The sequence below is a fragment of the Pseudomonas sp. S2_B10 genome (assembly GCF_054668425.1).
Genome location: NZ_CP162768.1, coordinates 2,269,617 through 2,296,555 on the forward strand (window position 1 = coordinate 2,269,617; position 26,939 = coordinate 2,296,555).

A 26,939-nucleotide genomic window follows, 5' to 3' on the forward strand; every position below is an offset into this window, starting at 1 on the left:
AAAGCCCTCGCAAAATTAGTGAAGCTAAAATTAGAAGCGGTAGTGCGAGAAAGCTTTGTTAGCTTCGGCCATACGGTGCACGTCTTCACGCTTCTTAACAGCAGCACCTTTACCTTCAGCAGCATCCAGCAGTTCGCCAGCCAAACGCAGAGCCATAGACTTCTCGCCGCGCTTACGGGCGAAGTCTACCAACCAGCGCATTGCCAGAGCGTTACGACGGGAAGGACGAACCTCGACCGGAACCTGGTAAGTAGCACCACCAACGCGGCGCGACTTCACTTCGACCAGCGGAGCGATGGCGTCGAGTGCTTTTTCGAAGAGTTCCAGGGGATCGGTGCCAGCCTTACGGGCCGCAACGGTTTCCAGGGCACCATAAACGATACGCTCGGCAACGGCTTTCTTGCCGCTTTCCATAACGTGGTTCATGAATTTGGCGAGGATCTGGCTTCCGTATTTCGGATCGTCCAGAATCTCACGCTTTGCTGCTACGCGACGTCTTGGCATGATAAGCCCTCAAGCGGTCTTCAGGTTAGCTCGGGACAGATCCAGAGGATGCGTGCCCGACCTTACTCTTATCGACTCAATAAAATAAAAATCTGCAAAACGGCCGATTACTTCGGACGCTTGGTACCGTACTTCGAACGACCCTGGTTACGGCCTTTAACGCCGGAAGTATCCAAGGAGCCGCGAACGGTGTGGTAACGAACACCTGGCAAGTCTTTTACACGACCGCCGCGGATCAGTACCACGCTGTGCTCTTGCAGGTTGTGGCCTTCACCACCGATGTACGAGGAAACCTCGAAACCGTTGGTCAGACGCACACGGCATACTTTACGCAGTGCCGAGTTAGGTTTTTTCGGCGTGGTGGTGTACACACGGGTGCACACGCCACGACGTTGCGGGCAGTTCTGCAGCGCAGGTACGTCGGATTTCTCGACGATACGCTTACGCGGCTGACGTACCAGCTGGTTGATAGTTGCCATCTACTAGCTCCACTGTTGTCTTGCGACGCTATTGTCTTGCAAGAAAAGCAAAATGGCAGGAACGAATTCCCGCCAAATTTAGGGGATCAAGAGTCTAAAGAGGATCTTGATTCCAGTCAAGGCAAGGCCCCGACCTCCCCGCCCATCGAACCTTGACTTAATGTCTCGATTCGACGAACGGAGCGATCAGGGCCTCACTCTCGTTTATCGCAGAACTCAGTTACCGCTCGAGTTCAGCGCTTCGGTCAGTGCAGCTTCCACTTCACTGGCGCTTACGCGCAACGGCTTGTCGGCATCACGGCGACGCTTGCGCTCGCTGTGATAGGCAAGACCGGTACCGGCCGGGATCAGACGACCCACGACTACGTTTTCTTTCAGGCCGCGCAGGTAATCGCGCTTGCCGGTGACTGCCGCTTCGGTCAGTACGCGGGTGGTTTCCTGGAAGGAAGCCGCCGAGATGAACGATTCGGTGGACAACGACGCCTTGGTGATACCCAGCAGAACGCGAGTAAACTTGGAGACAAACTTGTCTTCCGCGCTCAGACGCTCGTTCTCTACCAGAACGTGAGTCAGTTCCATCTGGTCGCCCTTGATGAAGCTGGAATCGCCGGATTCGGAGATCTCAACTTTACGCAGCATCTGACGCAGGATGGTCTCGATGTGCTTGTCGTTGATCTTCACGCCTTGCAGACGATAAACGTCCTGGATCTCGTTGACGATGTACTTGGCCAGCGCGCTTACACCCAGCAGACGCAGGATGTCGTGCGGATCGCTTGGACCGTCGGAGATAACTTCGCCGCGGTTTACCTGTTCGCCTTCGAAGACGTTCAGGTGACGCCACTTCGGAATCAGCTCTTCGTACGGATCGCTACCGTCGTTCGGGGTAATGACCAGACGGCGCTTGCCCTTGGTCTCTTTACCGAACGCGATGGTGCCGCTGACTTCAGCCAGAATCGACGCTTCTTTCGGACGACGCGCTTCAAACAGGTCGGCAACACGCGGCAGACCACCGGTGATGTCACGGGTCTTCGAAGTTTCCTGCGGGATACGAGCGATAACATCACCGATCGCAATCTTCGCACCGTCAGCCACACCGACCAGGGCGTTGGCTGGCAGGAAGTACTGAGCGATAACGTCAGTGCCTGGCAGCAACAGATCCTTGCCGTTGTCGTCGACCATCTTCACTGCTGGACGGATTTCCTTGCCGGCAGCTGGACGATCTTTCGCGTCGAGTACTTCAATGTTGGTCATACCGGTCAATTCGTCAGTCTGACGCTTGATCGTGATGCCTTCTTCCATGCCCACGTAGGTCACGGTACCTTTCATTTCGGTAACGATCGGGTGAGTGTGCGGATCCCACTTGGCCACGATTGCGCCAGCGTCGACCTTGTCACCTTCTTTAACCGAAATCACAGCACCGTACGGCAGCTTGTAACGCTCGCGCTCACGACCGAAATCGTCAGCGATTGCCAGCTCACCGGAACGGGACACAGCAACCAGGTGACCATCCACTCGCTCAACGTGCTTCAGGTTGTGCAGACGGACGGTACCGCCATTCTTCACCTGAACGCTGTCGGCTGCGGAAGTACGGCTTGCCGCACCACCGATGTGGAACGTACGCATGGTCAGCTGGGTACCCGGCTCACCGATGGACTGGGCAGCGATAACGCCGACCGCTTCACCGATGTTCACCTGGTGACCACGAGCCAGATCACGGCCGTAGCACTTGGCGCAAATGCCATAGCGGGTTTCGCAGCTGATCGGCGAACGCACGATCACTTCGTCGATGCTGTTCAGCTCGATGAACTCGACCCACTTCTCGTCAACCAGAGTGCCGGCAGGAACGATAACGTCCTCGGTACCCGGCTTGAATACGTCACGGGCAATGACACGACCCAATACGCGCTCACCCAGCGGCTCTACAACGTCACCGCCTTCAATGTGCGGAGTCATCAGCAGACCGTGTTCGGTGCCGCAATCGATCTCGGTTACAACCAGATCCTGCGCCACGTCTACCAGACGACGAGTCAGGTAACCGGAGTTCGCAGTTTTCAACGCGGTATCCGCCAGACCTTTACGAGCACCGTGAGTCGAGATGAAGTACTGAAGTACGCTCAAACCTTCACGGAAGTTCGCAGTAATCGGCGTTTCAATGATGGAACCGTCCGGCTTGGCCATCAGACCACGCATACCGGCCAGCTGACGAATCTGTGCTGCGGAACCCCGCGCACCCGAGTCGGCCATCATGTACATCGAGTTGAAAGACTCTTGGTCGACTTCGTCGCCGTGACGGTCGATGACTTTCTCTTTCGAGAGGTTGGCCATCATCGCCTTGGAAACTTCGTCGTTCGCTTTCGACCAGAGGTCGATCACTTTGTTGTACTTCTCGCCCTGGGTTACCAGGCCGGAGGCGTACTGACTCTCGATTTCTTTCACTTCGTCGGTGGCTGCACCGATGATGCGGGCTTTTTCATCCGGGATAACGAAGTCGTTAACACCGATCGAAACGCCGGAGATGGTCGAGTAAGCGAAACCGGTGTACATCAACTGGTCAGCGAAGATCACGGTCTCTTTCAGACCAACCACGCGGTAGCACTGGTTGATCAGCTTGGAGATCGCCTTTTTCTTCATCGGCAGGTTGACGACGTCGAACGACAGACCTTTCGGCACAACCTGGAACAGCAGCGCACGGCCGACAGTGGTGTCGACGATACGGGTACCGCTCACGCTGTTGCCGTCACGGTCGTTGACGGTTTCGTTGATACGAACCTTGACCTTGGCGTGCAGTGCGGCTTCGCCGGCACGGAACACACGGTCGACTTCCTGCAGATCCGCGAACACACGACCTTCGCCCTTGGCGTTGATCGCTTCACGAGTCATGTAGTACAGACCCAATACAACGTCCTGCGACGGAACGATGATTGGCTCACCGTTGGCTGGCGACAGAATGTTGTTGGTCGACATCATCAACGCACGCGCTTCGAGCTGGGCTTCCAGTGTCAGCGGTACGTGCACGGCCATTTGGTCGCCGTCGAAGTCGGCGTTGTACGCGGCGCAGACCAGCGGGTGCAGCTGGATAGCCTTACCTTCGATCAGTACCGGTTCAAACGCCTGGATACCCAGACGGTGAAGGGTCGGTGCACGGTTGAGAAGAACCGGGTGTTCGCGAATCACTTCAGCGAGAACGTCCCAAACCTCTGGCAGTTCGCGCTCGACCATTTTCTTGGCCGCTTTGATGGTGGTCGCCAGACCACGCATTTCCAGCTTGCCAAAAATGAACGGCTTGAACAGCTCGAGAGCCATCTTCTTCGGCAGACCGCACTGGTGCAGACGCAGGGTCGGGCCTACGGTAATTACCGAACGACCGGAGTAGTCAACACGCTTACCGAGCAAGTTCTGACGGAAACGACCCTGCTTACCCTTGATCATGTCAGCCAGGGATTTCAGAGGACGCTTGTTGGAACCGGTGATAGCGCGGCCACGACGACCGTTATCGAGCAGTGCATCGACCGCTTCCTGCAACATGCGCTTTTCGTTGCGCACGATGATGTCCGGAGCGGACAGATCCAGCAGGCGCTTCAAACGGTTGTTACGGTTGATCACTCGACGATACAGATCGTTGAGGTCGGAGGTCGCGAAACGACCGCCATCCAGCGGGACCAGTGGACGCAGATCTGGCGGCAGAACCGGCAGAACGGTCAGTACCATCCACTCTGGCAGGTTGCCGGAACCCTGGAAGGCTTCCATCAACTTCAGACGCTTGGACAGCTTCTTGATCTTGGTTTCCGAGTTGGTTTGCGGAATCTCTTCGCGCAGACGGCCAATCTCGTGCTCCAGGTCGATAGCGTGCAGCAGTTCACGGACAGCTTCAGCACCCATGCGGGCATCGAAATCGTCACCGAACTCTTCAAGCGCTTCGAAGTACTGCTCGTCGTTCAGCAGCTGACCTTTTTCAAGGGTGGTCATGCCTGGATCGATAACGACATAGCTCTCGAAGTAGAGAACGCGCTCGATATCACGCAGGGTCATGTCCATCAGCAGGCCGATACGGGACGGCAGCGATTTCAGGAACCAGATGTGGGCAACCGGCGAAGCCAGCTCGATGTGCGCCATGCGCTCACGACGAACCTTGGCCAGTGCAACTTCAACGCCGCACTTCTCGCAGATCACACCACGGTGCTTCAAGCGCTTGTACTTACCGCACAGGCACTCGTAATCCTTTACCGGGCCAAAGATCTTGGCGCAGAACAGGCCGTCACGCTCAGGTTTGAACGTACGGTAGTTGATGGTTTCCGGCTTTTTAACTTCACCGAACGACCACGAACGGATCATCTCCGGCGAGGCCAATCCGATACGGATGGCGTCGAACTCTTCGACTTGACCCTGGTTTTTCAGCAAATTCAGTAGGTCTTTCAAGGCCTTTCCTCCTGGCGGAGCAGAGAGCGGGCAATCCTGCCCCGCTCTCGATTCGCGTCACGTGTTATTCGGTTTCCAGATCGATATCGATGCCGAGGGAACGAATTTCCTTGATCAACACGTTGAAGGACTCGGGCATGCCCGGCTCCATACGGTGATCGCCATCCACGATGTTCTTGTACATCTTGGTACGGCCGTTCACATCGTCCGACTTCACTGTGAGCATTTCTTGCAGAGTGTAAGCAGCACCGTATGCTTCCAGTGCCCAGACCTCCATCTCCCCGAAACGCTGACCACCGAACTGCGCCTTACCACCCAGCGGCTGCTGGGTAACCAGGCTGTAAGAACCGGTAGAACGCGCGTGCATCTTGTCGTCTACCAAGTGGTTCAGCTTCAGCATGTACATGTAGCCAACGGTAACTGGACGCTCGAACTTGTTGCCGGTACGGCCGTCGGTCAGCTGCATCTGGCCGCTTTCCGGCAGGTCTGCCAGTTTCAGCATGGCCTTGATTTCGCTTTCCTTGGCGCCGTCGAACACTGGAGTGGCCATTGGAACGCCGCCACGCAGGTTGTTCGCCAGATCGAGGATTTCCTGATCGGAGAAGCTGTCCAGATCTTCGTTACGACCGCCGATCTGGTTGTAGATCTCGTCCAGGAAAGTGCGCAGTTCAGCGACTTTACGCTGCTCTTCGACCATCCGGTTGATCTTCTCGCCCAGACCTTTGGCCGCGAGGCCCAGGTGGGTTTCGAGAATCTGACCAACGTTCATACGCGAAGGTACGCCCAGCGGGTTGAGGACCACGTCGACCGGGGTGCCATTGGCATCGTGCGGCATGTCTTCAACCGGCATGATCACGGAGACCACACCCTTGTTACCGTGACGACCGGCCATCTTGTCGCCCGGCTGGATGCGGCGACGGATTGCCAGGTAAACCTTGACGATTTTCAGCACGCCTGGAGCCAGGTCATCGCCCTGCTGCAGTTTGCGCTTCTTGTCTTCGAACTTGTCGTCCAGCAGACGGCGACGATCAACGATGTAGGCCTGAGCCTTCTCGAGCTGCTCGTTCAGCGCATCTTCAGCCATGCGCAGTTTGAACCACTGGCCGTGCTCAAGACCGTCGAGTACTTCGTCGGTGATGTCCTGACCTTTCTTCAGGCCGGCGCCGCCTTCGGCCTTGTGGCCTACCAGTGCGGAACGCAGACGTTCGAAAGTCGCGCCTTCAACGATGCGGAACTCTTCGTTCAGATCCTTGCGGATCTCGTCCAGCTGGGACTTCTCGATCGACAGTGCACGAGCATCACGCTCAACGCCGTCGCGGGTGAAGACCTGTACGTCGATGACAGTACCTTTGGTGCCGGTTGGCACGCGCAGGGAGGTGTCTTTAACGTCGCTGGCTTTTTCACCGAAGATTGCACGCAGCAGTTTTTCTTCCGGAGTCAGTTGGGTCTCGCCTTTCGGAGTGACCTTACCCACCAGGATGTCGCCTGCGCCTACTTCAGCACCTACGTAAACGATACCGGCTTCGTCCAGCTTGTTCAGTGCAGCTTCACCCACGTTCGGGATGTCCGCAGTGATTTCCTCTGGGCCAAGCTTGGTGTCACGGGCCACACAGGTCAGTTCCTGAATGTGGATCGTGGTGAAACGGTCTTCCTGAACAACACGCTCGGACAGGCAGATGGAGTCTTCGAAGTTGAAGCCGTTCCATGCCATGAACGCGATGCGCATGTTCTGACCCAGTGCCAACTCACCCATGTCGGTGGACGGGCCGTCGGCCATGATGTCGCTACGCTGAACGCGATCACCTTTACGTACCAGCGGACGCTGGTTGATGCAGGTGTTCTGGTTCGAGCGGGTGTATTTGGTCAGGTTGTAGATGTCGACACCGGCTTCACCGGTTTCAACTTCGTCATCGGCAACACGAACCACGATACGGCTGGCGTCGACGGAGTCGATCACGCCACCACGACGAGCCACGACGCAAACGCCGGAGTCACGGGCTACGTTACGCTCCATGCCGGTACCTACCAGCGGCTTGTCAGCGCGCAGAGTCGGTACAGCCTGACGCTGCATGTTCGAACCCATCAACGCACGGTTGGCGTCGTCGTGCTCGAGGAACGGAATCAGCGACGCTGCAACCGACACAACCTGCTTCGGCGAAACGTCCATCAGGGTGACGTCTTCCGGCGCCTTGACGGTGAATTCGTTCAGGTGACGTACGGCAACCAGTTCGTCGATCAGGACTTTCTGCTCGTTCATGGTCGCCGAAGCCTGCGCGATCACGTGATCGGCTTCTTCAATAGCGGACAGGAACACGATCTCGTCGGTGACCACACCCTCTTTCACCACGCGGTACGGGCTTTCCAGGAAGCCGTACTGGTTGGTGCGAGCGTACGCAGCCAGGGAGTTGATCAGGCCGATGTTCGGACCTTCCGGCGTTTCAATCGGGCAGACACGACCGTAGTGAGTCGGGTGTACGTCACGGACTTCGAAGCCTGCGCGCTCACGAGTCAGACCGCCAGGGCCGAGTGCAGAGACACGACGCTTGTGGGTGATCTCGGACAGCGGGTTGTTCTGGTCCATGAACTGCGACAGCTGGCTGGAACCGAAGAACTCTTTCACCGCCGCAGCCACTGGCTTGGCGTTGATCAGGTCTTGCGGCATCAGGCCTTCGCTTTCAGCCATCGACAGACGCTCTTTGACCGCACGCTCAACACGTACCAGGCCAACGCGGAACTGGTTCTCGGCCATTTCGCCTACGCAGCGAACACGACGGTTACCCAGGTGGTCGATGTCATCGACGATGCCTTTACCGTTACGGATGTCGACCAGAGTCTTCAGTACCGCGACGATGTCTTCCTTGCACAGCACGCCCGAACCTTCGATCTCGGTACGACCGATACGACGGTTGAACTTCATCCGGCCGACCGCAGACAGGTCATAACGCTCAGGGCTGAAGAACAGGTTGTTGAACAGGGTCTCGGCAGCGTCTTTGGTTGGCGGCTCGCCCGGACGCATCATGCGATAGATCTCGACCAGCGCTTCCAATTGGTTGCTGGTGGAGTCGATCTTCAGTGTGTCGGAGACGAACGGACCACAGTCGATGTCGTTGGTGTACAGGGTCTCGATGCGAACGACCTGGGCCTTGGCGATCTTTGCCAGGACTTCAGTGTTCAGCTCGGTGTTGCATTCGGCCAGGATTTCGCCGGTAGCCGGGTGCACGATAGCCTTGGCGGTGGTGCGGCCGAGGACGTAGTCCAGTGGCACGTCCAGCGTCTTGATACCGGCTTTCTCGATCTGGTTGATGTGGCGCGCGGTAATACGGCGGCCTTGCTCAACGATGACCTTGCCCTTCTCGTCCTGGATGTCCAGAACCGCAACTTCACCACGCAGGCGCGATGGCACCAGTTCCAGGCTGAGGGTTTCGCCGCTCAGGTGGAATACGTTGGTGGTGTAGAACGCGTCCAGCACTTCTTCGGTGGTGTAACCGAGTGCGCGCAGCAGTACCGAAGCCGGCAGTTTGCGACGACGGTCGATACGCACGAAGACGCAGTCTTTCGGGTCGAATTCGAAGTCCAGCCACGAACCGCGGTAAGGAATGATGCGAGCCGAGTAAAGCAGTTTGCCGGAGCTGTGCGTCTTGCCGCGGTCGTGGTCGAAGAACACGCCCGGGGAACGGTGCAGCTGGGAAACGATAACACGCTCGGTACCGTTGATTACGAAGGTACCGTTCTCAGTCATCAGGGGGATTTCACCCATGTAGACTTCTTGCTCTTTGATGTCCTTGATCGCTTTGTTCGACGATTCTTTGTCGAAAATGATCAGGCGCACTTTTACCCGCAAAGGTACGGCGAAAGTTACACCGCGCAATACGCATTCTTTGACATCAAATGCCGGTTCGCCCAGGCGATAACCGACGTACTCCAGCGCAGCATTGCCGGAGTAGCTGATGATCGGGAAAACGGATTTGAAGGCCGCATGCAGGCCCACGTCGCGGAACTGATCTTTAGTCGCTCCCGCTTGCAAGAATTCACGATACGAATCCAGCTGGATGGCCAGGAGGTAAGGCACATCCATGACGTCCGGCAACTTGCTAAAGTCCTTGCGGATACGTTTTTTCTCAGTATATGAGTAAGCCATCAGCGTTCCCCAGCTTGGTCACCTGCTTGTTTGGCCCCTCCCGACGGGAGCAGCCAGAAAATCGTGCAAACCCCATGGTTTGCGCCACCGCATCGGGTGGTTACAGCGCCTTTATCAGCACCGACCCAGTCGGCTGCCAATAACGGAAAAAGGCCGGTGGCAAGAGCCACCAGCCATCAGCCTGTCGCTTGACGCTCGGGCTGGAGGAGCAAAGTCGATGCTTACTTCAGCTCGACTTTAGCGCCTGCTTCTTCCAGCTTCTTCTTGGCGTCTTCAGCCGCTTCTTTCGAAACGCCTTCAGCTACAACCTGAGGAGCGCCGTCTACTTTCTCTTTGGCTTCTTTCAGGCCCAGACCGGTCAGTTCACGAACTGCCTTGATCACGTTAACCTTCTTCTCGCCAGCTTCCAGCAGAACAACGTTGAACTCGGTTTGCTCTTCAACAGCAGCAGCAGCTACAGCTGGGCCAGCCGAAGCGGCAGCAGCGGTAACACCGAAGGTTTCTTCCATCGCTTTGATCAGCTCAACGATTTCCACTACGGATTTCTGGCCGATTGCTTCGATGATTTGTTCGTTAGTCAGAGACATGACTCAATTCCTGAATTGGGGGACGGCCTACGCGACCATCGAAATAAACAAAAAACGCGAGAAGTGACGAGCCTTAGGCTGCGGCAGCTTCTTTCTGGTCGCGAATTGCCGCCAGAGTACGAGCCAATTTGCTGGTTGCGCCTTGAATCACGCTCATCAGCTGAGAAATTGCTTCGTCACGGGTCGGCAGAGTTGCCAGTACGTCGATCTGATTAGCTGCGAGGAACTTGCCCTCGAACGCAGCTGCCTTGATCTCGAACTTGTCCTGACCCTTGGCAAACTCTTTGAAGATACGGGCAGCAGCGCCCGGATGTTCGTTCGAGAATGCAATCAGGGTCGGGCCGGTGAACACGTCGTTGAGAACACTGTATTGAGTGTCAGCAACAGCGCGCTTGAGCAGGGTGTTACGTACAACACGTACGTAAACGCCAGCTTCACGAGCCTCTTTACGGAGTCCGGTCATTGCGCCTACTGTTACGCCACGTGCATCAACCACGACAGCGGACAGAGCGACTTTGGCAGCCTCGTTGACTTCAGCGACGATGGCCTTCTTGTCTTCGAGATTAATTGCCACGGGTTTAACTCCTGCTTGTTACCGTTTCATTCGATCGGAACCGAATTTCGTTTTGGTGTCTGATTCGGTAAGGAACCGGGAGCACCATCTGCGTAGGCTTGAGGTTTAAGGCTTGCGCCGCCTACGGTCTTGGATAGCCCCCGCCAGGCAGGGACCCCAATCTTTCAATTGGCGCGGCAATCCGCGCCAACCTTTGTCTTACGCGTCGAGCGAGCTCTGGTCGATAACCAGACCTGGGCCCATAGTGGTGCTCAGGGTAACGCGCTTGACGTAAATACCTTTCGAGGAAGCTGGCTTGATACGCTTCAGATCAGCGATCAGGGCTTCAACGTTTTCCTTCAGCTTGACGGCGTCGAAGCCGATCTTGCCAACGGAAGTGTGGATGATGCCGTTTTTGTCGGTGCGATAACGAACCTGACCAGCCTTGGCGTTCTTGACCGCGTTGGCTACGTCTGGAGTTACGGTGCCGACTTTAGGGTTAGGCATCAGGCCACGTGGACCGAGGATCTGACCCAACTGACCTACAACGCGCATGGCATCCGGGGATGCGATCACTACGTCATAGTTCAGGTCGCCGCCTTTCATTTCGGCAGCCAGGTCGTCCATACCTACACGATCAGCGCCGGCAGCCAGAGCGGCCTCAGCAGCTGGACCCTGGGTGAACACAGCAACGCGAACGGTCTTGCCAGTGCCGTGTGGCAGCACAGTAGCGCTACGAACAACCTGGTCGGATTTACGCGGGTCTACACCCAGGTTTACAGCAACGTCGAACGACTCGCTGAACTTGACAGTCGACAGCTCGGCCAGCAGAGCAGCGGCGTCTACAATGTTGTAGGCCTTGCCTGCTTCGATTTTGCCGGCGATAGCCTTTTGACGCTTGGTCAGCTTAGCCATTACACACCCTCCACGTTAAGGCCCATGCTACGAGCAGAACCGGCGATAGTACGCACGGCTGCATCCATATCAGCTGCAGTCAGATCCGCGTTTTTGGTTTTCGCGATTTCTTCCAGCTGAGCACGGGTAACGGTGCCAACCTTAACGGTGTTCGGACGAGCGGAACCGCTGGTCAGACCGGCCGCCTTCTTCAGCAGAACCGAAGCAGGGGTGGATTTGGTTTCGAAAGTGAAGCTACGATCGCTGTAGACAGTGATGATCACTGGAGTCGGCAGACCTGGCTCAAGACCCTGGGTACGGGCGTTGAAAGCCTTGCAGAATTCCATGATGTTCACGCCGTGCTGACCCAGAGCAGGACCAACCGGTGGACTTGGGTTAGCCTGAGCGGCCTTCACTTGCAGCTTGATGTAAGCGGTAATCTTCTTGGCCATGAGGCACTCCAATTACGGGTTCGAACGCCTCGAAAGGCTCCCCGGTTACTTGCGCGTTTATCCCAGTGACGACAAAACCCCACAGCCTAAGGCTGCGGGGTTGGGATTGCTTGTCCAGTTAGACCTTCTCGACCTGACTGAACTCGAGCTCCACCGGAGTAGAGCGACCGAAAATGAGCACAGCCACTTGGATCCGGCTCTTTTCGTAGTTAACTTCTTCCACAACGCCATTGAAATCAGCGAATGGACCGTCGTTGACACGCACCGTCTCACCTGGCTCGAACAATGTCTTCGGCTTAGGCTTGTCGCTACCATCAGCAACGCGACGCAGAATCGCTTCTGCCTCTTTATCTGTAATTGGCGCAGGCTTGTCAGCGGTACCGCCGATAAAACCCATCACCCGAGGAGTATCCTTGACCAAGTGCCAAGTACCCTCGTTCATATCCATCTGGACCAGCACATAGCCTGGAAAGAACTTCCGTTCGCTTTTGCGCTTCTGGCCGTTACGCATCTCAACCACTTCTTCAGTGGGAACCAGAATCTCGCCGAAGCCATCTTCCATGCCAGCCAGCTTTACGCGCTCGATCAGCGAGCGCATCACATGCTTCTCGTAACCCGAGTAAGCATGCACAACATACCAACGCTTAGCCACGGGACACCCTTAGCCGACAATCAAGGAAACAAGCCAGCCTAGCAGGGAATCAAGACCCCACAACAGCAACGCCATAACCAGAACAACAGCCACGACAATCAGCGTGGTCTGCGTGGTTTCTTGGCGAGTTGGCCACACGACTTTACGAATCTCGGTGCGAGCTTCCTTAACCAGTACAAAGAAAGACTTGCCCTTCGCGGTTTGCAGGCCTACAAAGGCAGCTACGGCAGCAATGGCAAGCAAAGCGAGTACACGGTACAGGATCGGCGAAGCAGCGTAATACTGATTGCCAACAACGCCAACAACCACTAAAGCGACTACTACAAGCCACTTGAGCAGATCGAAGCGAGAGCCTTGAGCTTCAGCTTTAGGAGTCATCTATGAAGATCCTGTGAAAAGAAAGCCAGATACACCGAGTGAATCTGGCAGGTCAGGAGGGAATCGAACCCCCAACCTACGGTTTTGGAGACCGTCGCTCTGCCAATTGAGCTACTGACCTAAAACAAAATCAGGCCGACCATTATGCCGGCCCGAAAAATACATTACAACCGCTTATTCGATGATTTTTGCTACGACGCCAGCGCCGACGGTACGACCGCCTTCACGGATAGCGAAACGCAGACCGTCTTCCATCGCGATGGTTTTGATCAGGGTAACAGTCATCTGAATGTTGTCACCTGGCATTACCATTTCAACGCCTTCTGGCAGCTCGCAGTTACCAGTCACGTCAGTAGTACGGAAGTAGAACTGTGGACGGTAGCCTTTGAAGAACGGAGTGTGACGACCGCCTTCTTCCTTGCTCAGAACGTAAACTTCTGCGGTGAACTTGGTGTGCGGCTTGACCGAACCTGGCTTGACCAGAACCTGGCCACGCTCAACGTCGTCACGCTTGGTACCACGCAGCAGAACGCCGCAGTTCTCGCCAGCACGACCTTCGTCGAGCAGCTTGCGGAACATTTCAACACCGGTGCAAGTAGTAACGGTGGTGTCACGCAGACCAACGATTTCCAGCGGATCCTGAACGCGAACGATACCGCGCTCGATACGACCAGTCACAACAGTACCGCGACCCGAGATCGAGAATACGTCTTCGATTGGCATCAGGAATGGCTTGTCGATCATACGAACTGGTTCTGGGATGTAGGCATCCAGAGTTTCAACCAGCTTCTTGACGGCAGTGGTGCCCATCTCGTTGTCGTCTTTGCCTTCCAGCGCCATACGAGCCGAACCGATGATGATCGGAGTGTCGTCGCCCGGGAAGTCGTAAGTCGACAGCAGGTCACGAACTTCCATCTCAACCAGTTCCAGCAGCTCAGCGTCGTCTACCAGGTCAGCCTTGTTCAGGAAGACCACGATGTACGGAACGCCAACCTGACGGGACAGCAGGATGTGCTCACGGGTTTGCGGCATCGGACCATCAGCGGCCGAGCAAACCAGGATAGCGCCGTCCATCTGAGCAGCACCGGTGATCATGTTCTTCACGTAGTCAGCGTGACCTGGGCAGTCAACGTGAGCGTAGTGACGGATCTTCGAGTTGTACTCAACGTGCGCGGTGTTGATGGTGATACCGCGAGCTTTTTCTTCTGGTGCGCTGTCGATCTTGTCGAAGTCAACGATTGCAGAACCGAAAACCTCGGAGCAAACGCGAGTCAGAGCAGCAGTCAGAGTGGTTTTACCGTGGTCAACGTGACCAATGGTCCCAACGTTGACGTGGGGCAGGGAACGATCAAATTTTTCCTTAGCCATCGATATCACCCTCTACAGAAGAAATTAGACAAACAATATCAACCATTAAAACAAAGGCAGATATTTTCATATCTGCCTTGTTATATGGAGCTCTTGAGCGGATTTGAACCGCTGACCTCACCCTTACCAAGGGTGTGCTCTACCAACTGAGCTACAAGAGCAAAACCCTTTTGCACAACCTGCAAACTTGGAGCGGGTAGCGGGAATCGAACCCGCATCATCAGCTTGGAAGGCTGAGGTTCTACCACTAAACTATACCCGCGGAGCCTGCAGCTCACGCTTAAATCTGGTGGAGGGAGAAGGATTCGAACCTTCGAAGTCGTAGACGTCAGATTTACAGTCTGATCCCTTTGGCCGCTCGGGAACCCCTCCTAATCAGGCCGGCATTCTATATCATGCCAAACCCCTGTCAAGCATTTTCTCATTTAAAAACCTGAGGTTAGCTGCGTTGACACGCTTCACTTCGAATCCCGTTTAAGGTGTTCGCTGTGGAGCGGGCGCCATTCTATGCAAACTATTGAGCAGGTGCAACCCCTTCGCACAGCATTATTTTATGTTTTAACTCATTGAATTCCTTGGAAAGGTTTTGCAACTGCAGATCGCCCAACAAACGCTGGCTGTCCGGCGCAGCTGCCAGCCAGTACCCGCTTCCGGCAGCATCTTTCGGCAGGGATTGCACATTGACTTTCATCGCCACCAGACGCTGTTGCAACCTGGCAATTGAATCTTCGCCAGAAAATCCACCAAGGAACAAGCACTGCTGACGCGGCGCCACCTCGCCTCTTCGACCTTCACCTGCGGTTTCGCTCAGCAGACGGATATCCTGCTGCGAACCACGATACAGATTAAGAGGCGTTACATCTTTGGCTCGCAAGGGCGCTTCCTGCTGATGCCAGACATAGTAAAAAACATTGAGTACAACCAGCAGCAGGAACAACCAACGCATATAAACCTCAAGACAAGGGACAAGCCATCGCCAAGCCGACAAAAACCAGGTCGGGCACAACCCTGGCGTCAGGCGCGACGCCTTTAACCAACTCGGCATCCCCTCCCGTAATAAAGACGGCGAATTGCTCTCCCCAGTACGCTCGAGCCAGCTCTAATTGAGTGAGAACGAAGCCCCTCAGCATCAAAGAACAACCGCGCTCCACCGCTTCAACGGTGGTCCGTCCCGGGACGTGACTGGAAAGGGCGCGCTCTGCTGCTTCATCACCATAACGAATTTTACGGGTATGGGTGCGCAACTGGTTTCGCATCAAAGGCATACCAGGACAAATGAACCCCCCGAGATGCTCACCGTCAGCCGCGACAAAATCGGCAGTGACCGCGGTACCGAAATCGAGAACCAGGCAAGCACTTCCGGCAGCCAGGTGGAAGCCGCCGAGCATCGCCAGCCAGCGATCAAGCCCCAGACGCTCATAGTCTTCATAGCCGTTTCGAACACCGGACATCTCGCGGGCGGGTTTCGCACACACGATAGGAATACCGAACGCGCGCTCAAGCATTTCGGTTAAAGCGCTGGTTTCCTCGTTAGTCCTGACGCTTACCAAACGACACTTGCGCAGCGAGAGCGGCTTTATGATCCGTAGACTCTCAAGCAAAGCCTGATTGGAATCTACAACCCCTTCCGAAACCAGCCCACTCGCCGACGCATCCAGCACGCGCCATTTGATAAAACTATTGCCGCAGTCAAGCTCAAGAATCATCACGCAACCTCAGGCTGAGCTCTCCACCACTAAAGACTTTTTCAACACCATCTACAATCAAGCGCAACCCGCCTTGGCTATCAATCCCGAGCACTATCCCATCGATATGGCTGTTACCCGCGATCAACGACACGGATCGACCCTGCCACAGATGATTTTCCGCCCATTCTGCCTGCAGACTTGCGAACCCGTTGAGCTGGTGTTTATGGGTATAAGCTTTGAGTTGATTACTCAACTCAACCACCAGAGCATTGCGATCGCAGGCTTTGCCTGACTCCAGTTTTATAGAAGTCCATTGCTGGTCGACCTCATCGGCAACCTGCATATTCACGTTGATTCCTATACCCAATACAACATGACATACATCCGCCGGATCGCCGACGAGTTCGAGCAGGATGCCGGCTATTTTCTTGTTACCCACCAAAACATCGTTGGGCCACTTCAAACCGGCATTGGGCACGCCGGCGCTTCGCAAGGTCTGCATCACGGCCAAGCCAACAACAAGGCTCAACCCCTCAAGCTGACGCATGCCGCCATCTATTCGAAGAACCAGGCTGTAATAAAGATTTTCCGCAAATGGGCTCACCCACTTGCGGCCTCGACGACCACGGCCTGCCAATTGTCGCTCCGCGAGCACCAAAAACGGCGCGGGGGCGCCCTCACTGATAGAGCGCAAAGCTTCGGCATTTGTCGAGTCGACGGAGTCGAACACACGCACCGGCCATTCGGGCATCTTCCTGGTTATTTCAAGTGGATCAAGGAGCATCAGAGGCGCCGACAATTGATATCCGCGACCGCGAACTTTATGGATCGACAGGCCGAGTTCAGCTTCAAGCTGTTGTAGCTGCTTCCATACAGCACTTCGGCTAATTCCCAGGGCAACGCCCAAGTCCTGTCCGGAATGGAATCGTCCATCCTTCAGTAGGTTCAACAACGTCAGCATGCAGGTATCGCCTCATAATGAGGCCCGCATAATAGCCATGCCCCGGGCCGTTGCATAGAAATCAAGCGGACACATTTCTCGCAGGCAAAACAAAACCCCAACTGCTTTCGCAATTGGGGTTTCGAATTTAATCTTGACGATGACCTACTCTCACATGGGGAAACCCCACACTACCATCGGCGATGCATCGTTTCACTGCTGAGTTCGGGATGGGATCAGGTGGTTCCAACGCTCTATGGTCGTCAAGAAATTCGGGTACTGACTCGGGACCGGATGGCCTCGCTTCAGCAAATTGGGTATGTGACAGCTAGGTTTTTGTGAATTTCGAACTTTCGGTTCGTTTCGTCTTCACACACCGCAATCTGGTGCCTTTTCAGGTCAGCAAATTGCTTGGGTGTTATATGGTCAAGCCTCACGGGCAATTAGTATTGGTTAGCTCAACGCCTCACAGCGCTTACACACCCAACCTATCAACGTCGTAGTCTTCGACGGCCCTTCAGGGAACTCAAGGTTCCAGTGAGATCTCATCTTGAGGCAAGTTTCCCGCTTAGATGCTTTCAGCGGTTATCTTTCCCGAACATAGCTACCCGGCAATGCCACTGGCGTGACAACCGGAACACCAGAGGTTCGTCCACTCCGGTCCTCTCGTACTAGGAGCAGCCCCTCTCAAATCTCAAACGTCCACGGCAGATAGGGACCGAACTGTCTCACGACGTTCTAAACCCAGCTCGCGTACCACTTTAAATGGCGAACAGCCATACCCTTGGGACCGGCTTCAGCCCCAGGATGTGATGAGCCGACATCGAGGTGCCAAACACCGCCGTCGATATGAACTCTTGGGCGGTATCAGCCTGTTATCCCCGGAGTACCTTTTATCCGTTGAGCGATGGCCCTTCCATACAGAACCACCGGATCACTAAGACCTACTTTCGTACCTGCTCGACGTGTCTGTCTCGCAGTCAAGCGCGCTTTTGCCTTTATACTCTACGACCGATTTCCGACCGGTCTGAGCGCACCTTCGTACTCCTCCGTTACTCTTTAGGAGGAGACCGCCCCAGTCAAACTACCCACCATACACTGTCCTCGATCCGGATAACGGACCTGAGTTAGAACCTCAAAGTTGCCAGGGTGGTATTTCAAGGATGGCTCCACGCGAACTGGCGTCCACGCTTCAAAGCCTCCCACCTATCCTACACAAGCAAATTCAAAGTCCAGTGCAAAGCTATAGTAAAGGTTCACGGGGTCTTTCCGTCTAGCCGCGGATACACTGCATCTTCACAGCGATTTCAATTTCACTGAGTCTCGGGTGGAGACAGCGCCGCCATCGTTACGCCATTCGTGCAGGTCGGAACTTACCCGACAAGGAATTTCGCTACCTTAGGACCGTTATAGTTACGGCCGCCGTTTACCGGGGCTTCGATCAAGAGCTTCGCGTTAGCTAACCCCATCAATTAACCTTCCGGCACCGGGCAGGCGTCACACCCTATACGTCCACTTTCGTGTTTGCAGAGTGCTGTGTTTTTAATAAACAGTCGCAGCGGCCTGGTATCTTCGACCGGCATGAGCTTACGGAGCAAGTCCTTCACCCTCACCGGCGCACCTTCTCCCGAAGTTACGGTGCCATTTTGCCTAGTTCCTTCACCCGAGTTCTCTCAAGCGCCTTGGTATTCTCTACCCAACCACCTGTGTCGGTTTGGGGTACGGTTCCTGGTTACCTGAAGCTTAGAAGCTTTTCTTGGAAGCATGGCATCAACCACTTCGTCACCCAAAGGGTAACTCGTCATCAGCTCTCGGCCTTAAGATCCCGGATTTACCTAAGATCTCAGCCTACCACCTTAAACTTGGACAACCAACGCCAAGCTGGCCTAGCCTTCTCCGTCCCTCCATCGCAATAACCAGAAGTACAGGAATATTAACCTGTTTTCCATCGACTACGCTTTTCAGCCTCGCCTTAGGGACCGACTAACCCTGCGTCGATTAACGTTGCGCAGGAAACCTTGGTCTTTCGGCGTGGGTGTTTTTCACACCCATTGTCGTTACTCATGTCAGCATTCGCACTTCTGATACCTCCAGCAAGCTTCTCAACTCACCTTCACAGGCTTACAGAACGCTCCTCTACCGCATCACCCGAAGGTGATACCCGTAGCTTCGGTGTATGGTTTGAGCCCCGTTACATCTTCCGCGCAGGCCGACTCGACTAGTGAGCTATTACGCTTTCTTTAAAGGGTGGCTGCTTCTAAGCCAACCTCCTAGCTGTCTAAGCCTTCCCACATCGTTTCCCACTTAACCATAACTTTGGGACCTTAGCTGACGGTCTGGGTTGTTTCCCTTTTCACGACGGACGTTAGCACCCGCCGTGTGTCTCCCATGCTCGGCACTTGTAGGTATTCGGAGTTTGCATCGGTTTGGTAAGTCGGGATGACCCCCTAGCCGAAACAGTGCTCTACCCCCTACAGTGATACATGAGGCGCTACCTAAATAGCTTTCGAGGAGAACCAGCTATCTCCGAGCTTGATTAGCCTTTCACTCCGATCCACAGGTCATCCGCTAACTTTTCAACGGTAGTCGGTTCGGTCCTCCAGTCAGTGTTACCTAACCTTCAACCTGCCCATGGATAGATCGCCCGGTTTCGGGTCTATTCCCAGCGACTAGACGCCCTATTAAGACTCGCTTTCGCTACGCCTCCCCTATTCGGTTAAGCTCGCCACTGAAAATAAGTCGCTGACCCATTATACAAAAGGTACGCAGTCACAGAACAAAGTCTGCTCCCACTGCTTGTACGCATACGGTTTCAGGATCTATTTCACTCCCCTCTCCGGGGTTCTTTTCGCCTTTCCCTCACGGTACTAGTTCACTATCGGTCAGTCAGTAGTATTTAGCCTTGGAGGATGGTCCCCCCATATTCAGACAAAGTTTCTCGTGCTCCGTCCTACTCGATTTCATGACTAAGAGATTTTCGCGTACAGGGCTATCACCCACTATGGCCGCACTTTCCAGAGCGTTCCGCTAATCTCAAAGCCACTTAAGGGCTAGTCCCCGTTCGCTCGCCACTACTAAGGGAATCTCGGTTGATTTCTTTTCCTCAGGGTACTTAGATGTTTCAGTTCCCCTGGTTCGCCTCTTGCACCTATGTATTCAGTACAAGATAACCATCTTATGATGGCTGGGTTCCCCCATTCAGACATCTCCGGATCAAAGTCTGTTTGCCGACTCCCCGAAGCTTTTCGCAGGCTACCACGTCTTTCATCGCCTCTGACTGCCAAGGCATCCACCGTATGCGCTTCTTCACTTGACCATATAACCCCAAGCAATCTGGTTATACTGTGAAGACGACATTCGCCGAAAATTCGAATTTCTCAACTAAGAGAACTCACAAATTTTACCTTAGCCTGATCCGTTACCAGTGAAAGTAACGTTCAGTCTATCTTTCTATCACATACCCAAATTTTTAAAGAACGATCTAATCAAAAGACTAGAAATCAATATTCAGCTCGAATATTCATTTCTAAACTCTCAAACTTCGAAGCAGTTTATGGTGGAGCCAAGCGGGATCGAACCGCTGACCTCCTGCGTGCAAGGCAGGCGCTCTCCCAGCTGAGCTATGGCCCCATAACAAAATTGGTGGGTCTGGGCAGATTCGAACTGCCGACCTCACCCTTATCAGGGGTGCGCTCTAACCAACTGAGCTACAGACCCAATTTCGAGCTTGTAACTGTTAGCTCAGAGCTATCAGCTTGGAGCTTAAAGCTGCTTCTATCGTCTTCTTCAATGAATCAAGCAATTCGTGTGGGAGCTCATGCAGCAGCTGATGTCGTCGATTAAGGAGGTGATCCAGCCGCAGGTTCCCCTACGGCTACCTTGTTACGACTTCACCCCAGTCATGAATCACACCGTGGTAACCGTCCTCCCGAAGGTTAGACTAGCTACTTCTGGTGCAACCCACTCCCATGGTGTGACGGGCGGTGTGTACAAGGCCCGGGAACGTATTCACCGCGACATTCTGATTCGCGATTACTAGCGATTCCGACTTCACGCAGTCGAGTTGCAGACTGCGATCCGGACTACGATCGGTTTTATGGGATTAGCTCCACCTCGCGGCTTGGCAACCCTTTGTACCGACCATTGTAGCACGTGTGTAGCCCAGGCCGTAAGGGCCATGATGACTTGACGTCATCCCCACCTTCCTCCGGTTTGTCACCGGCAGTCTCCTTAGAGTGCCCACCATTACGTGCTGGTAACTAAGGACAAGGGTTGCGCTCGTTACGGGACTTAACCCAACATCTCACGACACGAGCTGACGACAGCCATGCAGCACCTGTCTCAATGTTCCCGAAGGCACCAATCCATCTCTGGAAAGTTCATTGGATGTCAAGGCCTGGTAAGGTTCTTCGCGTTGCTTCGAATTAAACCACATGCTCCACCGCTTGTGCGGGCCCCCGTCAATTCATTTGAGTTTTAACCTTGCGGCCGTACTCCCCAGGCGGTCAACTTAATGCGTTAGCTGCGCCACTAAGAGCTCAAGGCTCCCAACGGCTAGTTGACATCGTTTACGGCGTGGACTACCAGGGTATCTAATCCTGTTTGCTCCCCACGCTTTCGCACCTCAGTGTCAGTATCAGTCCAGGTGGTCGCCTTCGCCACTGGTGTTCCTTCCTATATCTACGCATTTCACCGCTACACAGGAAATTCCACCACCCTCTACCATACTCTAGCTTGCCAGTTTTGGATGCAGTTCCCAGGTTGAGCCCGGGGATTTCACATCCAACTTAACAAACCACCTACGCGCGCTTTACGCCCAGTAATTCCGATTAACGCTTGCACCCTCTGTATTACCGCGGCTGCTGGCACAGAGTTAGCCGGTGCTTATTCTGTCGGTAACGTCAAAACAGCAAAGTATTAATTTACTGCCCTTCCTCCCAACTTAAAGTGCTTTACAATCCGAAGACCTTCTTCACACACGCGGCATGGCTGGATCAGGCTTTCGCCCATTGTCCAATATTCCCCACTGCTGCCTCCCGTAGGAGTCTGGACCGTGTCTCAGTTCCAGTGTGACTGATCATCCTCTCAGACCAGTTACGGATCGTCGCCTTGGTGAGCCATTACCTCACCAACTAGCTAATCCGACCTAGGCTCATCTGATAGCGCAAGGCCCGAAGGTCCCCTGCTTTCTCCCGTAGGACGTATGCGGTATTAGCGTTCCTTTCGAAACGTTGTCCCCCACTATCAGGCAGATTCCTAGGCATTACTCACCCGTCCGCCGCTGAATCCAGGAGCAAGCTCCTTTCATCCGCTCGACTTGCATGTGTTAGGCCTGCCGCCAGCGTTCAATCTGAGCCATGATCAAACTCTTCAGTTCAAACATCTTTGGGTTTTTAAGAAACCCTAAACTTGGCTCAGCAATCGTTGGTTACATCTTTGATTTCTCGCGGAGTAACTTGTGATGCTGATAATCTTGTTGACTATCAGTCTGACTGCACAAGCACCCACACGAATTGCTTGATTCAGTTGTTAAAGAGCGGTTGGTTAAGATCTTTCGTCTCAACCGAGGCGCGCATTCTACAGCAGCCTCATTTGCTGTCAAGTGATTATTTTCAGAAGTTTTCGAAGAATTCTTCAACAACTTCAACCACTTGCGCTTCCGATCTCTCGTTAGCGGGAGGCGAATTCTACAGCGTTAATCGCTGCTGTCAACACCTCTTTTTCTCCGCTTTCGACCGAGAAGATCGAACCGTTAAAAGAGCTACACATCACTGCTCTTTCAACTCCTTCCAGGCTTCAATGATCTGAAGCAAGCCGCTGTCGAAAACTGCATAACTCTTTGAATCTCAAGGAGTTTTCCATTTCGACTGCGCCGGAAGTGGGGCGAATTATAGACTTCTAAAATTCGCCGTCAACCCCCAATTCCAACTTTATTCAGATTTCAGCGTAATACGTGCAAAAGCCTTCTTGCCGGCCTGACAAACGTGAGTCGTGCCCAGTACATATATAAAGGAGCGATCAACCACTTCACCATCGACCCGGACTCCGCCCGCCGCCAACAGATCACGCGCCGCCGCCGAGTTCTTCACCAGGCCTGCCTTATTAAGGACGGCAGCGATCGGCATATCCTCAACCGAAGACAGCTCGATCTCAGGCAAGTCATCTGGAAGCTCGCCATCCTTCATACGGTTGCCGGCGCCTCGGTGAGCATTCGCCGCAGCCTCTTCACCATGGAAGCGCGCAACGATCTCTTCAGCCAGCTTGATTTTGATGTCGCGAGGATTCGCTCCAGCTTCGACGTCAGCCCGGAAGGCGTTGATCTCATCCATCGAGCGAAAGCTGAGCAACTCGAAGTAACGCCACATCAGCGCATCCGGGATGGAAACCAGCTTGCTGTACATGACGCCTGGCGCTTCCTGGATACCGACATAGTTGCCCAACGACTTGGACATCTTCTTCACGCCATCCAGACCTTCCAGCAATGGCATGGTCAGAATGCACTGTGCCTCCTGACCATACCCACGCTGCAACTCACGCCCCATCAGCAAATTGAATTTCTGATCGGTACCGCCCAGCTCGACATCCGCGCGCAGCGCGACCGAGTCATAACCCTGAACCAGCGGATAGAGGAATTCGTGAATAGCGATTGGCTGGTTGGTGGTGTAGCGCTTGTCGAAGTCATCGCGCTCAAGCATGCGAGCGACCGTGTATTGCGAAGTCAGGCGAATGAAATCCGCCGGCCCCATCTTGTCCATCCAGGTGGAGTTGAAGGCAACTTCGGTTTTCGCCGGATCAAGGATTTTGAAAACCTGAGTCTTGTAAGTCTCAGCATTTTCCAGAACCTGTTCACGCGTCAGCGGTGGACGCGTTGCGCTTTTGCCACTCGGATCACCGATCATCCCGGTGAAGTCACCTATAAGGAAGATGACCTGGTGCCCCAGCTCCTGGAACTGGCGCAGCTTATTAATAAGCACCGTATGACCCAGATGCAGATCCGGAGCGGTCGGATCGAAACCAGCCTTGATACGCAGGGGTTGGCCGCGCTTGAGCTTCTCGACCAGCTCGGACTCGACCAACAGTTCTTCCGCACCACGTTTAATCAGCGCTAGCTGCTCTTCAACCGACTTCATAACAGACCCGCAAGGCTCAGATTCAAAGGGAACCAACCATACAAGAACGCGCACCAATTACAAGTTTTGCCCGGCGCACGGACACCAATCCACAGACCCGAGGTCTGTAGACTTGCTTCAGCGATGATTTGGTTATATTTTATACAGTTATTTCATCTTCATCATGTCATTCATCTTTTCCAATTCATCTATTTCAAAGTCAAAAATTACCTATGACCACAGAACCGTCTAAAGCGCCCCCGCTTTACCCGAAGACCCACCTGCTCGCCGCAAGTGGAATCGCCGCCCTTCTCAGCCTGGCGCTGCTGGTATTTCCCTCCAGCGATGTTGAAGCCAAAAAGACGACTCTGAGTCTTGAACTGGAAAGTCCTGCTGAACAACTGACACAAGATCAAGACGCTGCTGATGCGGCTCAAGCCACAAACGAGCCCGCAGCTTCGCCGTTCGCACAAATCGAAAACAGCGACGAAAACACCGCACAAACCGCTGAAACCGCGCCAGCACCTGTGGCGCCTGCTGAGAAACCGAAAGAGCCTGGGCACCGTGAAGTCGTGGTTTCCAAAGGCGATACACTGTCTACCCTGTTTGAAAAAGTCGGTCTGCCTGCAGCCTCCGTGCACGAAGTACTGGCAAGCGACAAGCAAGCCAAACAGTTCAGCCAGCTCAAGCGCGGCCAGAAACTCGAGTTCGAACTGAGTCCGGAAGGCCAGTTGACCAGCCTGCACAGCAAGGTCAGCGACGTTGAAACCATCACCCTGACCAAGAATGACAAGGGTTATTCGTTCAACCGAGTGACTGCCAAGCCAACTGTTCGCACTGCCTACGTCCACGGTGTCATCAACAGCTCACTGTCGCAGTCCGCAGCCCGCGCCGGTCTTTCTCACAGCCTGACCATGGACATGGCCAGTGTCTTTGGCTACGACATCGACTTCGCGCAGGACATTCGTCAGGGCGATGAATTCGATGTGATCTACGAGCAGAAAGTCATCAACGGCAAGGCCGTCGGCACCGGCCCGATCCTGTCGGCGCGCTTCACCAACCGCGGCAAGACTTACACCGCCGTTCGCTACACCAACAAACAAGGCAACAGCAGCTATTACACTGCCGATGGCAACAGCATGCGCAAGGCCTTCATCCGCACCCCTGTTGACTTCGCCCGCATCAGCTCGAAGTTTTCCATGGGCCGCAAGCACCCGATCCTCAACAAGATCCGCGCCCACAAAGGTGTCGATTACGCAGCGCCACGGGGTACGCCAATCAAGGCTGCCGGTGACGGCAAAGTGTTGCTGGCCGGTCGTCGTGGTGGCTATGGCAACACTGTGATCATTCAGCACGGCAACACTTACCGTACGCTCTATGGCCATATGCAAGGCTTTGCCAAAGGCGTGAAAACCGGTGGCAGCGTCAAGCAAGGTCAAGTCATTGGCTATATCGGCACCACCGGACTGTCCACCGGCCCGCATTTGCACTATGAGTTCCAGGTCAACGGCGTTCACGTCGATCCGCTGGGCCAGAAGCTGCCAATGGCCGATCCGATCGCCAAGTCCGAACGCGCGCGCTTCCTCGCGCAGAGCCAGCCACTGATGGCGCGCATGGATCAAGAGAAGGCCACCATGCTGGCTTCGAGCAAGCGCTAAGCCATGGCCCTGTATATCGGTGTGATGTCCGGAACCAGTCTCGACGGGCTGGACATCGCCCTGATCGAGCAGACCTCGGCGATCAAACTGATCGCCACCCACTACCTGCCAATGCCTGACTCCCTGCGCGCCGAGCTGCTTGGCTTGTGCGCCAGCGGCCCCGACGAGATCGCCCGCTCGGCGATTGCCCAGCAACACTGGGTCGAACTTGCCGCGTTGGGCATTCACACCCTCCTCGCGCAGCAACAACTCAAGCCCGAAGCAATCCGCGCTATCGGCAGCCACGGTCAGACCATTCGCCATGAGCCGGCGCGCGGGTTTACCGTGCAGATCGGTAATCCAGCCCTGCTGACTGAGTTGACCGGTATTACCGTCGTCAGCGATTTCCGCAGTCGCGATGTCGCAGCGGGTGGCCAAGGTGCGCCTCTGGTGCCAGCCTTTCATGAAGCGTTGTTTGAAGAGCGTAGCGGTAACCAGGCAGTCTTGAATGTCGGTGGATTCAGCAATCTCAGCCTGATTGAGCCGAACAAACCTGTAGCCGGTTTCGACTGCGGGCCGGGAAATGTTCTGATGGACGCCTGGATTAGCCGGCAACGGGGCGAGAACTATGACCGGGACGGCAAATGGGCTGCGACCGGCAAGGTTGAACCAACCCTGCTCAAGGCACTGCTAAGCGACCCGTTCTTCGTGACCAAAGGCCCGAAAAGTACGGGCCGGGAAGTCTTCAATCTGCCATGGCTGGAACAGCATCTTTCGAACCTGCCAACCTTCGCAGCCGAAGACGTTCAGGCCACGCTGCTGGAACTGACTGCGCAGACCATCGTCGAGTCGCTACAAAGCGCTCAATCGGGCACTCAGGAACTGCTGGTCTGTGGCGGCGGCGCGCACAACGCCACGCTGATGAAACGTCTGGCGGACCTGCTGCCAAATACCCAAGTGGCCAGCACCGCAACTCACGGGGTTGATCCAGATTGGGTGGAAGCCATGGCCTTCGCCTGGCTCGCCCATTGCTGCCTGGAAGGCATCGCCGCCAATCGGCCAAGCGTCACCGGCGCTCGCGGCCTGCGCGTCCTCGGCGCCATCTACCCGGCATAACCTTCAGAAACAAAAACGCCGCAGAACC

Annotated in this window: 17 protein-coding genes, 6 tRNA genes and 3 rRNA genes; 2 read left to right on the plus strand and 24 right to left on the minus strand. The window is 54.8% G+C overall.

Annotated features, from left to right (window positions below):
* Positions 1-30: 30 nt before the first annotated feature.
* From rpsG to tyrS, 24 genes are all read right to left on the minus strand, one after another.
* Complete coding sequence (rpsG, locus tag AB4O45_RS10200; protein ID WP_016772941.1) at positions 31-504, minus strand: 30S ribosomal protein S7; 474 nt, start codon at positions 502-504, stop codon at positions 31-33.
* Positions 505-611: 107 nt separating this feature from the next.
* Positions 612-983, minus strand: coding sequence for a 30S ribosomal protein S12 (rpsL, locus tag AB4O45_RS10205; protein ID WP_003186084.1), 372 nt, complete (start codon positions 981-983; stop codon positions 612-614).
* Between the two features lie 216 nt (positions 984-1,199).
* Positions 1,200-5,399 carry a DNA-directed RNA polymerase subunit beta' gene (gene rpoC / locus AB4O45_RS10210; protein ID WP_016772940.1) on the minus strand — a complete coding sequence of 1,400 codons (4,200 nt, stop codon included), beginning with the start codon at positions 5,397-5,399 and terminating at the stop codon, positions 1,200-1,202.
* Positions 5,400-5,463: 64 nt separating this feature from the next.
* Positions 5,464-9,537 (minus strand): DNA-directed RNA polymerase subunit beta, encoded by a 4,074-nt coding sequence (gene rpoB, locus AB4O45_RS10215; protein WP_016772939.1) that lies wholly within the window; start codon positions 9,535-9,537, stop codon positions 5,464-5,466.
* Positions 9,538-9,758: 221 nt separating this feature from the next.
* Positions 9,759-10,124 carry a 50S ribosomal protein L7/L12 gene (gene rplL, locus AB4O45_RS10220; protein ID WP_007962228.1) on the minus strand — a complete coding sequence of 122 codons (366 nt, stop codon included), beginning with the start codon at positions 10,122-10,124 and terminating at the stop codon, positions 9,759-9,761.
* 73 nt (positions 10,125-10,197) lie between these two features.
* Positions 10,198-10,698: a 50S ribosomal protein L10 gene (gene rplJ / locus AB4O45_RS10225; RefSeq protein ID WP_008081912.1), complete on the minus strand. Its 501-nt coding sequence runs from the start codon at positions 10,696-10,698 to the stop codon at positions 10,198-10,200.
* A gap of 198 nt (positions 10,699-10,896) precedes the next feature.
* Entirely contained in the window at positions 10,897-11,592 is a 696-nt protein-coding gene (gene rplA / locus AB4O45_RS10230; RefSeq protein ID WP_024014523.1) for a 50S ribosomal protein L1, read from the minus strand.
* Positions 11,592-12,023 (minus strand): 50S ribosomal protein L11, encoded by a 432-nt coding sequence (gene rplK, locus AB4O45_RS10235; protein ID WP_003176435.1) that lies wholly within the window; start codon positions 12,021-12,023, stop codon positions 11,592-11,594. The genes rplA and rplK overlap by 1 nt, the downstream gene beginning before the upstream one ends.
* A 118-nt stretch (positions 12,024-12,141) precedes the next feature.
* Positions 12,142-12,675 (minus strand): transcription termination/antitermination protein NusG, encoded by a 534-nt coding sequence (gene nusG / locus AB4O45_RS10240; protein WP_007957598.1) that lies wholly within the window; start codon positions 12,673-12,675, stop codon positions 12,142-12,144.
* 9 nt (positions 12,676-12,684) lie between these two features.
* Positions 12,685-13,053, minus strand: a complete 369-nt coding sequence (secE, locus tag AB4O45_RS10245) for a preprotein translocase subunit SecE (protein ID WP_016772937.1) — start codon at positions 13,051-13,053, stop codon at positions 12,685-12,687.
* A gap of 45 nt (positions 13,054-13,098) precedes the next feature.
* Positions 13,099-13,174: transfer RNA gene (locus AB4O45_RS10250), tRNA-Trp, on the minus strand.
* Positions 13,175-13,227: 53 nt separating this feature from the next.
* Complete coding sequence (gene tuf, locus AB4O45_RS10255) at positions 13,228-14,421, minus strand: elongation factor Tu (RefSeq protein ID WP_064361246.1); 1,194 nt, start codon at positions 14,419-14,421, stop codon at positions 13,228-13,230.
* Positions 14,422-14,506: 85 nt separating this feature from the next.
* A tRNA-Thr gene (locus AB4O45_RS10260) sits at positions 14,507-14,582 on the minus strand.
* 27 nt (positions 14,583-14,609) lie between these two features.
* Positions 14,610-14,683 (minus strand) — tRNA-Gly (locus AB4O45_RS10265).
* Between the two features lie 25 nt (positions 14,684-14,708).
* Positions 14,709-14,793: transfer RNA gene (locus AB4O45_RS10270), tRNA-Tyr, on the minus strand.
* A gap of 142 nt (positions 14,794-14,935) precedes the next feature.
* Positions 14,936-15,367, minus strand: a complete 432-nt coding sequence (locus AB4O45_RS10275) for a hypothetical protein (RefSeq protein WP_460161367.1) — start codon at positions 15,365-15,367, stop codon at positions 14,936-14,938.
* A gap of 7 nt (positions 15,368-15,374) precedes the next feature.
* Positions 15,375-16,127: a pantothenate kinase gene (locus AB4O45_RS10280; protein ID WP_095181970.1), complete on the minus strand. Its 753-nt coding sequence runs from the start codon at positions 16,125-16,127 to the stop codon at positions 15,375-15,377.
* Complete coding sequence (gene birA, locus AB4O45_RS10285; protein WP_150638814.1) at positions 16,117-17,070, minus strand: bifunctional biotin--[acetyl-CoA-carboxylase] ligase/biotin operon repressor BirA; 954 nt, start codon at positions 17,068-17,070, stop codon at positions 16,117-16,119. Before birA ends, AB4O45_RS10280 begins: the two co-directional genes overlap by 11 nt.
* Positions 17,071-17,201: 131 nt before the next feature.
* Positions 17,202-17,317 (minus strand): 5S ribosomal RNA (rrf, locus tag AB4O45_RS10290).
* Between the two features lie 154 nt (positions 17,318-17,471).
* A 23S ribosomal RNA gene (locus tag AB4O45_RS10295) occupies positions 17,472-20,365 on the minus strand.
* Positions 20,366-20,603: 238 nt separating this feature from the next.
* Positions 20,604-20,679: transfer RNA gene (locus AB4O45_RS10300), tRNA-Ala, on the minus strand.
* A gap of 10 nt (positions 20,680-20,689) precedes the next feature.
* A tRNA-Ile gene (locus AB4O45_RS10305) sits at positions 20,690-20,766 on the minus strand.
* A 123-nt stretch (positions 20,767-20,889) separates the two neighbouring features.
* Positions 20,890-22,426: ribosomal RNA gene (locus tag AB4O45_RS10310) — 16S ribosomal RNA — on the minus strand.
* Together the 16S, 23S and 5S rRNA genes with 2 tRNA genes alongside form the textbook arrangement of a ribosomal RNA operon.
* A gap of 553 nt (positions 22,427-22,979) precedes the next feature.
* Positions 22,980-24,179, minus strand: coding sequence for a tyrosine--tRNA ligase (tyrS, locus tag AB4O45_RS10315; RefSeq protein WP_016772931.1), 1,200 nt, complete (start codon positions 24,177-24,179; stop codon positions 22,980-22,982).
* A 212-nt stretch (positions 24,180-24,391) separates the two neighbouring features.
* Here tyrS and AB4O45_RS10320 point away from each other — a divergent pair, with 212 nt between their 5' ends.
* Together AB4O45_RS10320 and AB4O45_RS10325 are read left to right on the plus strand one after the other, a co-directional pair.
* Positions 24,392-25,816, plus strand: a complete 1,425-nt coding sequence (locus AB4O45_RS10320) for a peptidoglycan DD-metalloendopeptidase family protein (RefSeq protein WP_252868375.1) — start codon at positions 24,392-24,394, stop codon at positions 25,814-25,816.
* A gap of 3 nt (positions 25,817-25,819) precedes the next feature.
* Positions 25,820-26,911, plus strand: coding sequence for an anhydro-N-acetylmuramic acid kinase (locus tag AB4O45_RS10325; protein WP_305381630.1), 1,092 nt, complete (start codon positions 25,820-25,822; stop codon positions 26,909-26,911).
* The last annotated feature ends 28 nt before the right edge of the window (positions 26,912-26,939 follow it).

Excerpts from the sequence above, each read along its gene's own strand:
- rpsG (WP_016772941.1), bottom strand. The coding sequence starts at position 504 with ATGCCAAGACGTCGCGTAGCAGCAAAGCGTGAGATTCTGGACGATCCG.
- rpsL (WP_003186084.1), bottom strand. The coding sequence starts at position 983 with ATGGCAACTATCAACCAGCTGGTACGTCAGCCGCGTAAGCGTATCGTC.
- rpoB (WP_016772939.1), bottom strand. The coding sequence starts at position 9,537 with ATGGCTTACTCATATACTGAGAAAAAACGTATCCGCAAGGACTTTAGC.
- rplL (WP_007962228.1), bottom strand. The coding sequence starts at position 10,124 with ATGTCTCTGACTAACGAACAAATCATCGAAGCAATCGGCCAGAAATCC.
- rplA (WP_024014523.1), bottom strand. The coding sequence starts at position 11,592 with ATGGCTAAGCTGACCAAGCGTCAAAAGGCTATCGCCGGCAAAATCGAA.
- rplK (WP_003176435.1), bottom strand. The coding sequence starts at position 12,023 with ATGGCCAAGAAGATTACCGCTTACATCAAGCTGCAAGTGAAGGCCGCT.
- secE (WP_016772937.1), bottom strand. The coding sequence starts at position 13,053 with ATGACTCCTAAAGCTGAAGCTCAAGGCTCTCGCTTCGATCTGCTCAAG.
- tuf (WP_064361246.1), bottom strand. The coding sequence starts at position 14,421 with ATGGCTAAGGAAAAATTTGATCGTTCCCTGCCCCACGTCAACGTTGGG.
- AB4O45_RS10275 (WP_460161367.1), bottom strand. The coding sequence starts at position 15,367 with ATGCGTTGGTTGTTCCTGCTGCTGGTTGTACTCAATGTTTTTTACTAT.
- AB4O45_RS10280 (WP_095181970.1), bottom strand. The coding sequence starts at position 16,127 with ATGATTCTTGAGCTTGACTGCGGCAATAGTTTTATCAAATGGCGCGTG.
- birA (WP_150638814.1), bottom strand. The coding sequence starts at position 17,070 with ATGCTGACGTTGTTGAACCTACTGAAGGATGGACGATTCCATTCCGGA.
- tyrS (WP_016772931.1), bottom strand. The coding sequence starts at position 24,179 with ATGAAGTCGGTTGAAGAGCAGCTAGCGCTGATTAAACGTGGTGCGGAA.
- AB4O45_RS10320 (WP_252868375.1), top strand. The coding sequence starts at position 24,392 with ATGACCACAGAACCGTCTAAAGCGCCCCCGCTTTACCCGAAGACCCAC.
- AB4O45_RS10325 (WP_305381630.1), top strand. The coding sequence starts at position 25,820 with ATGGCCCTGTATATCGGTGTGATGTCCGGAACCAGTCTCGACGGGCTG.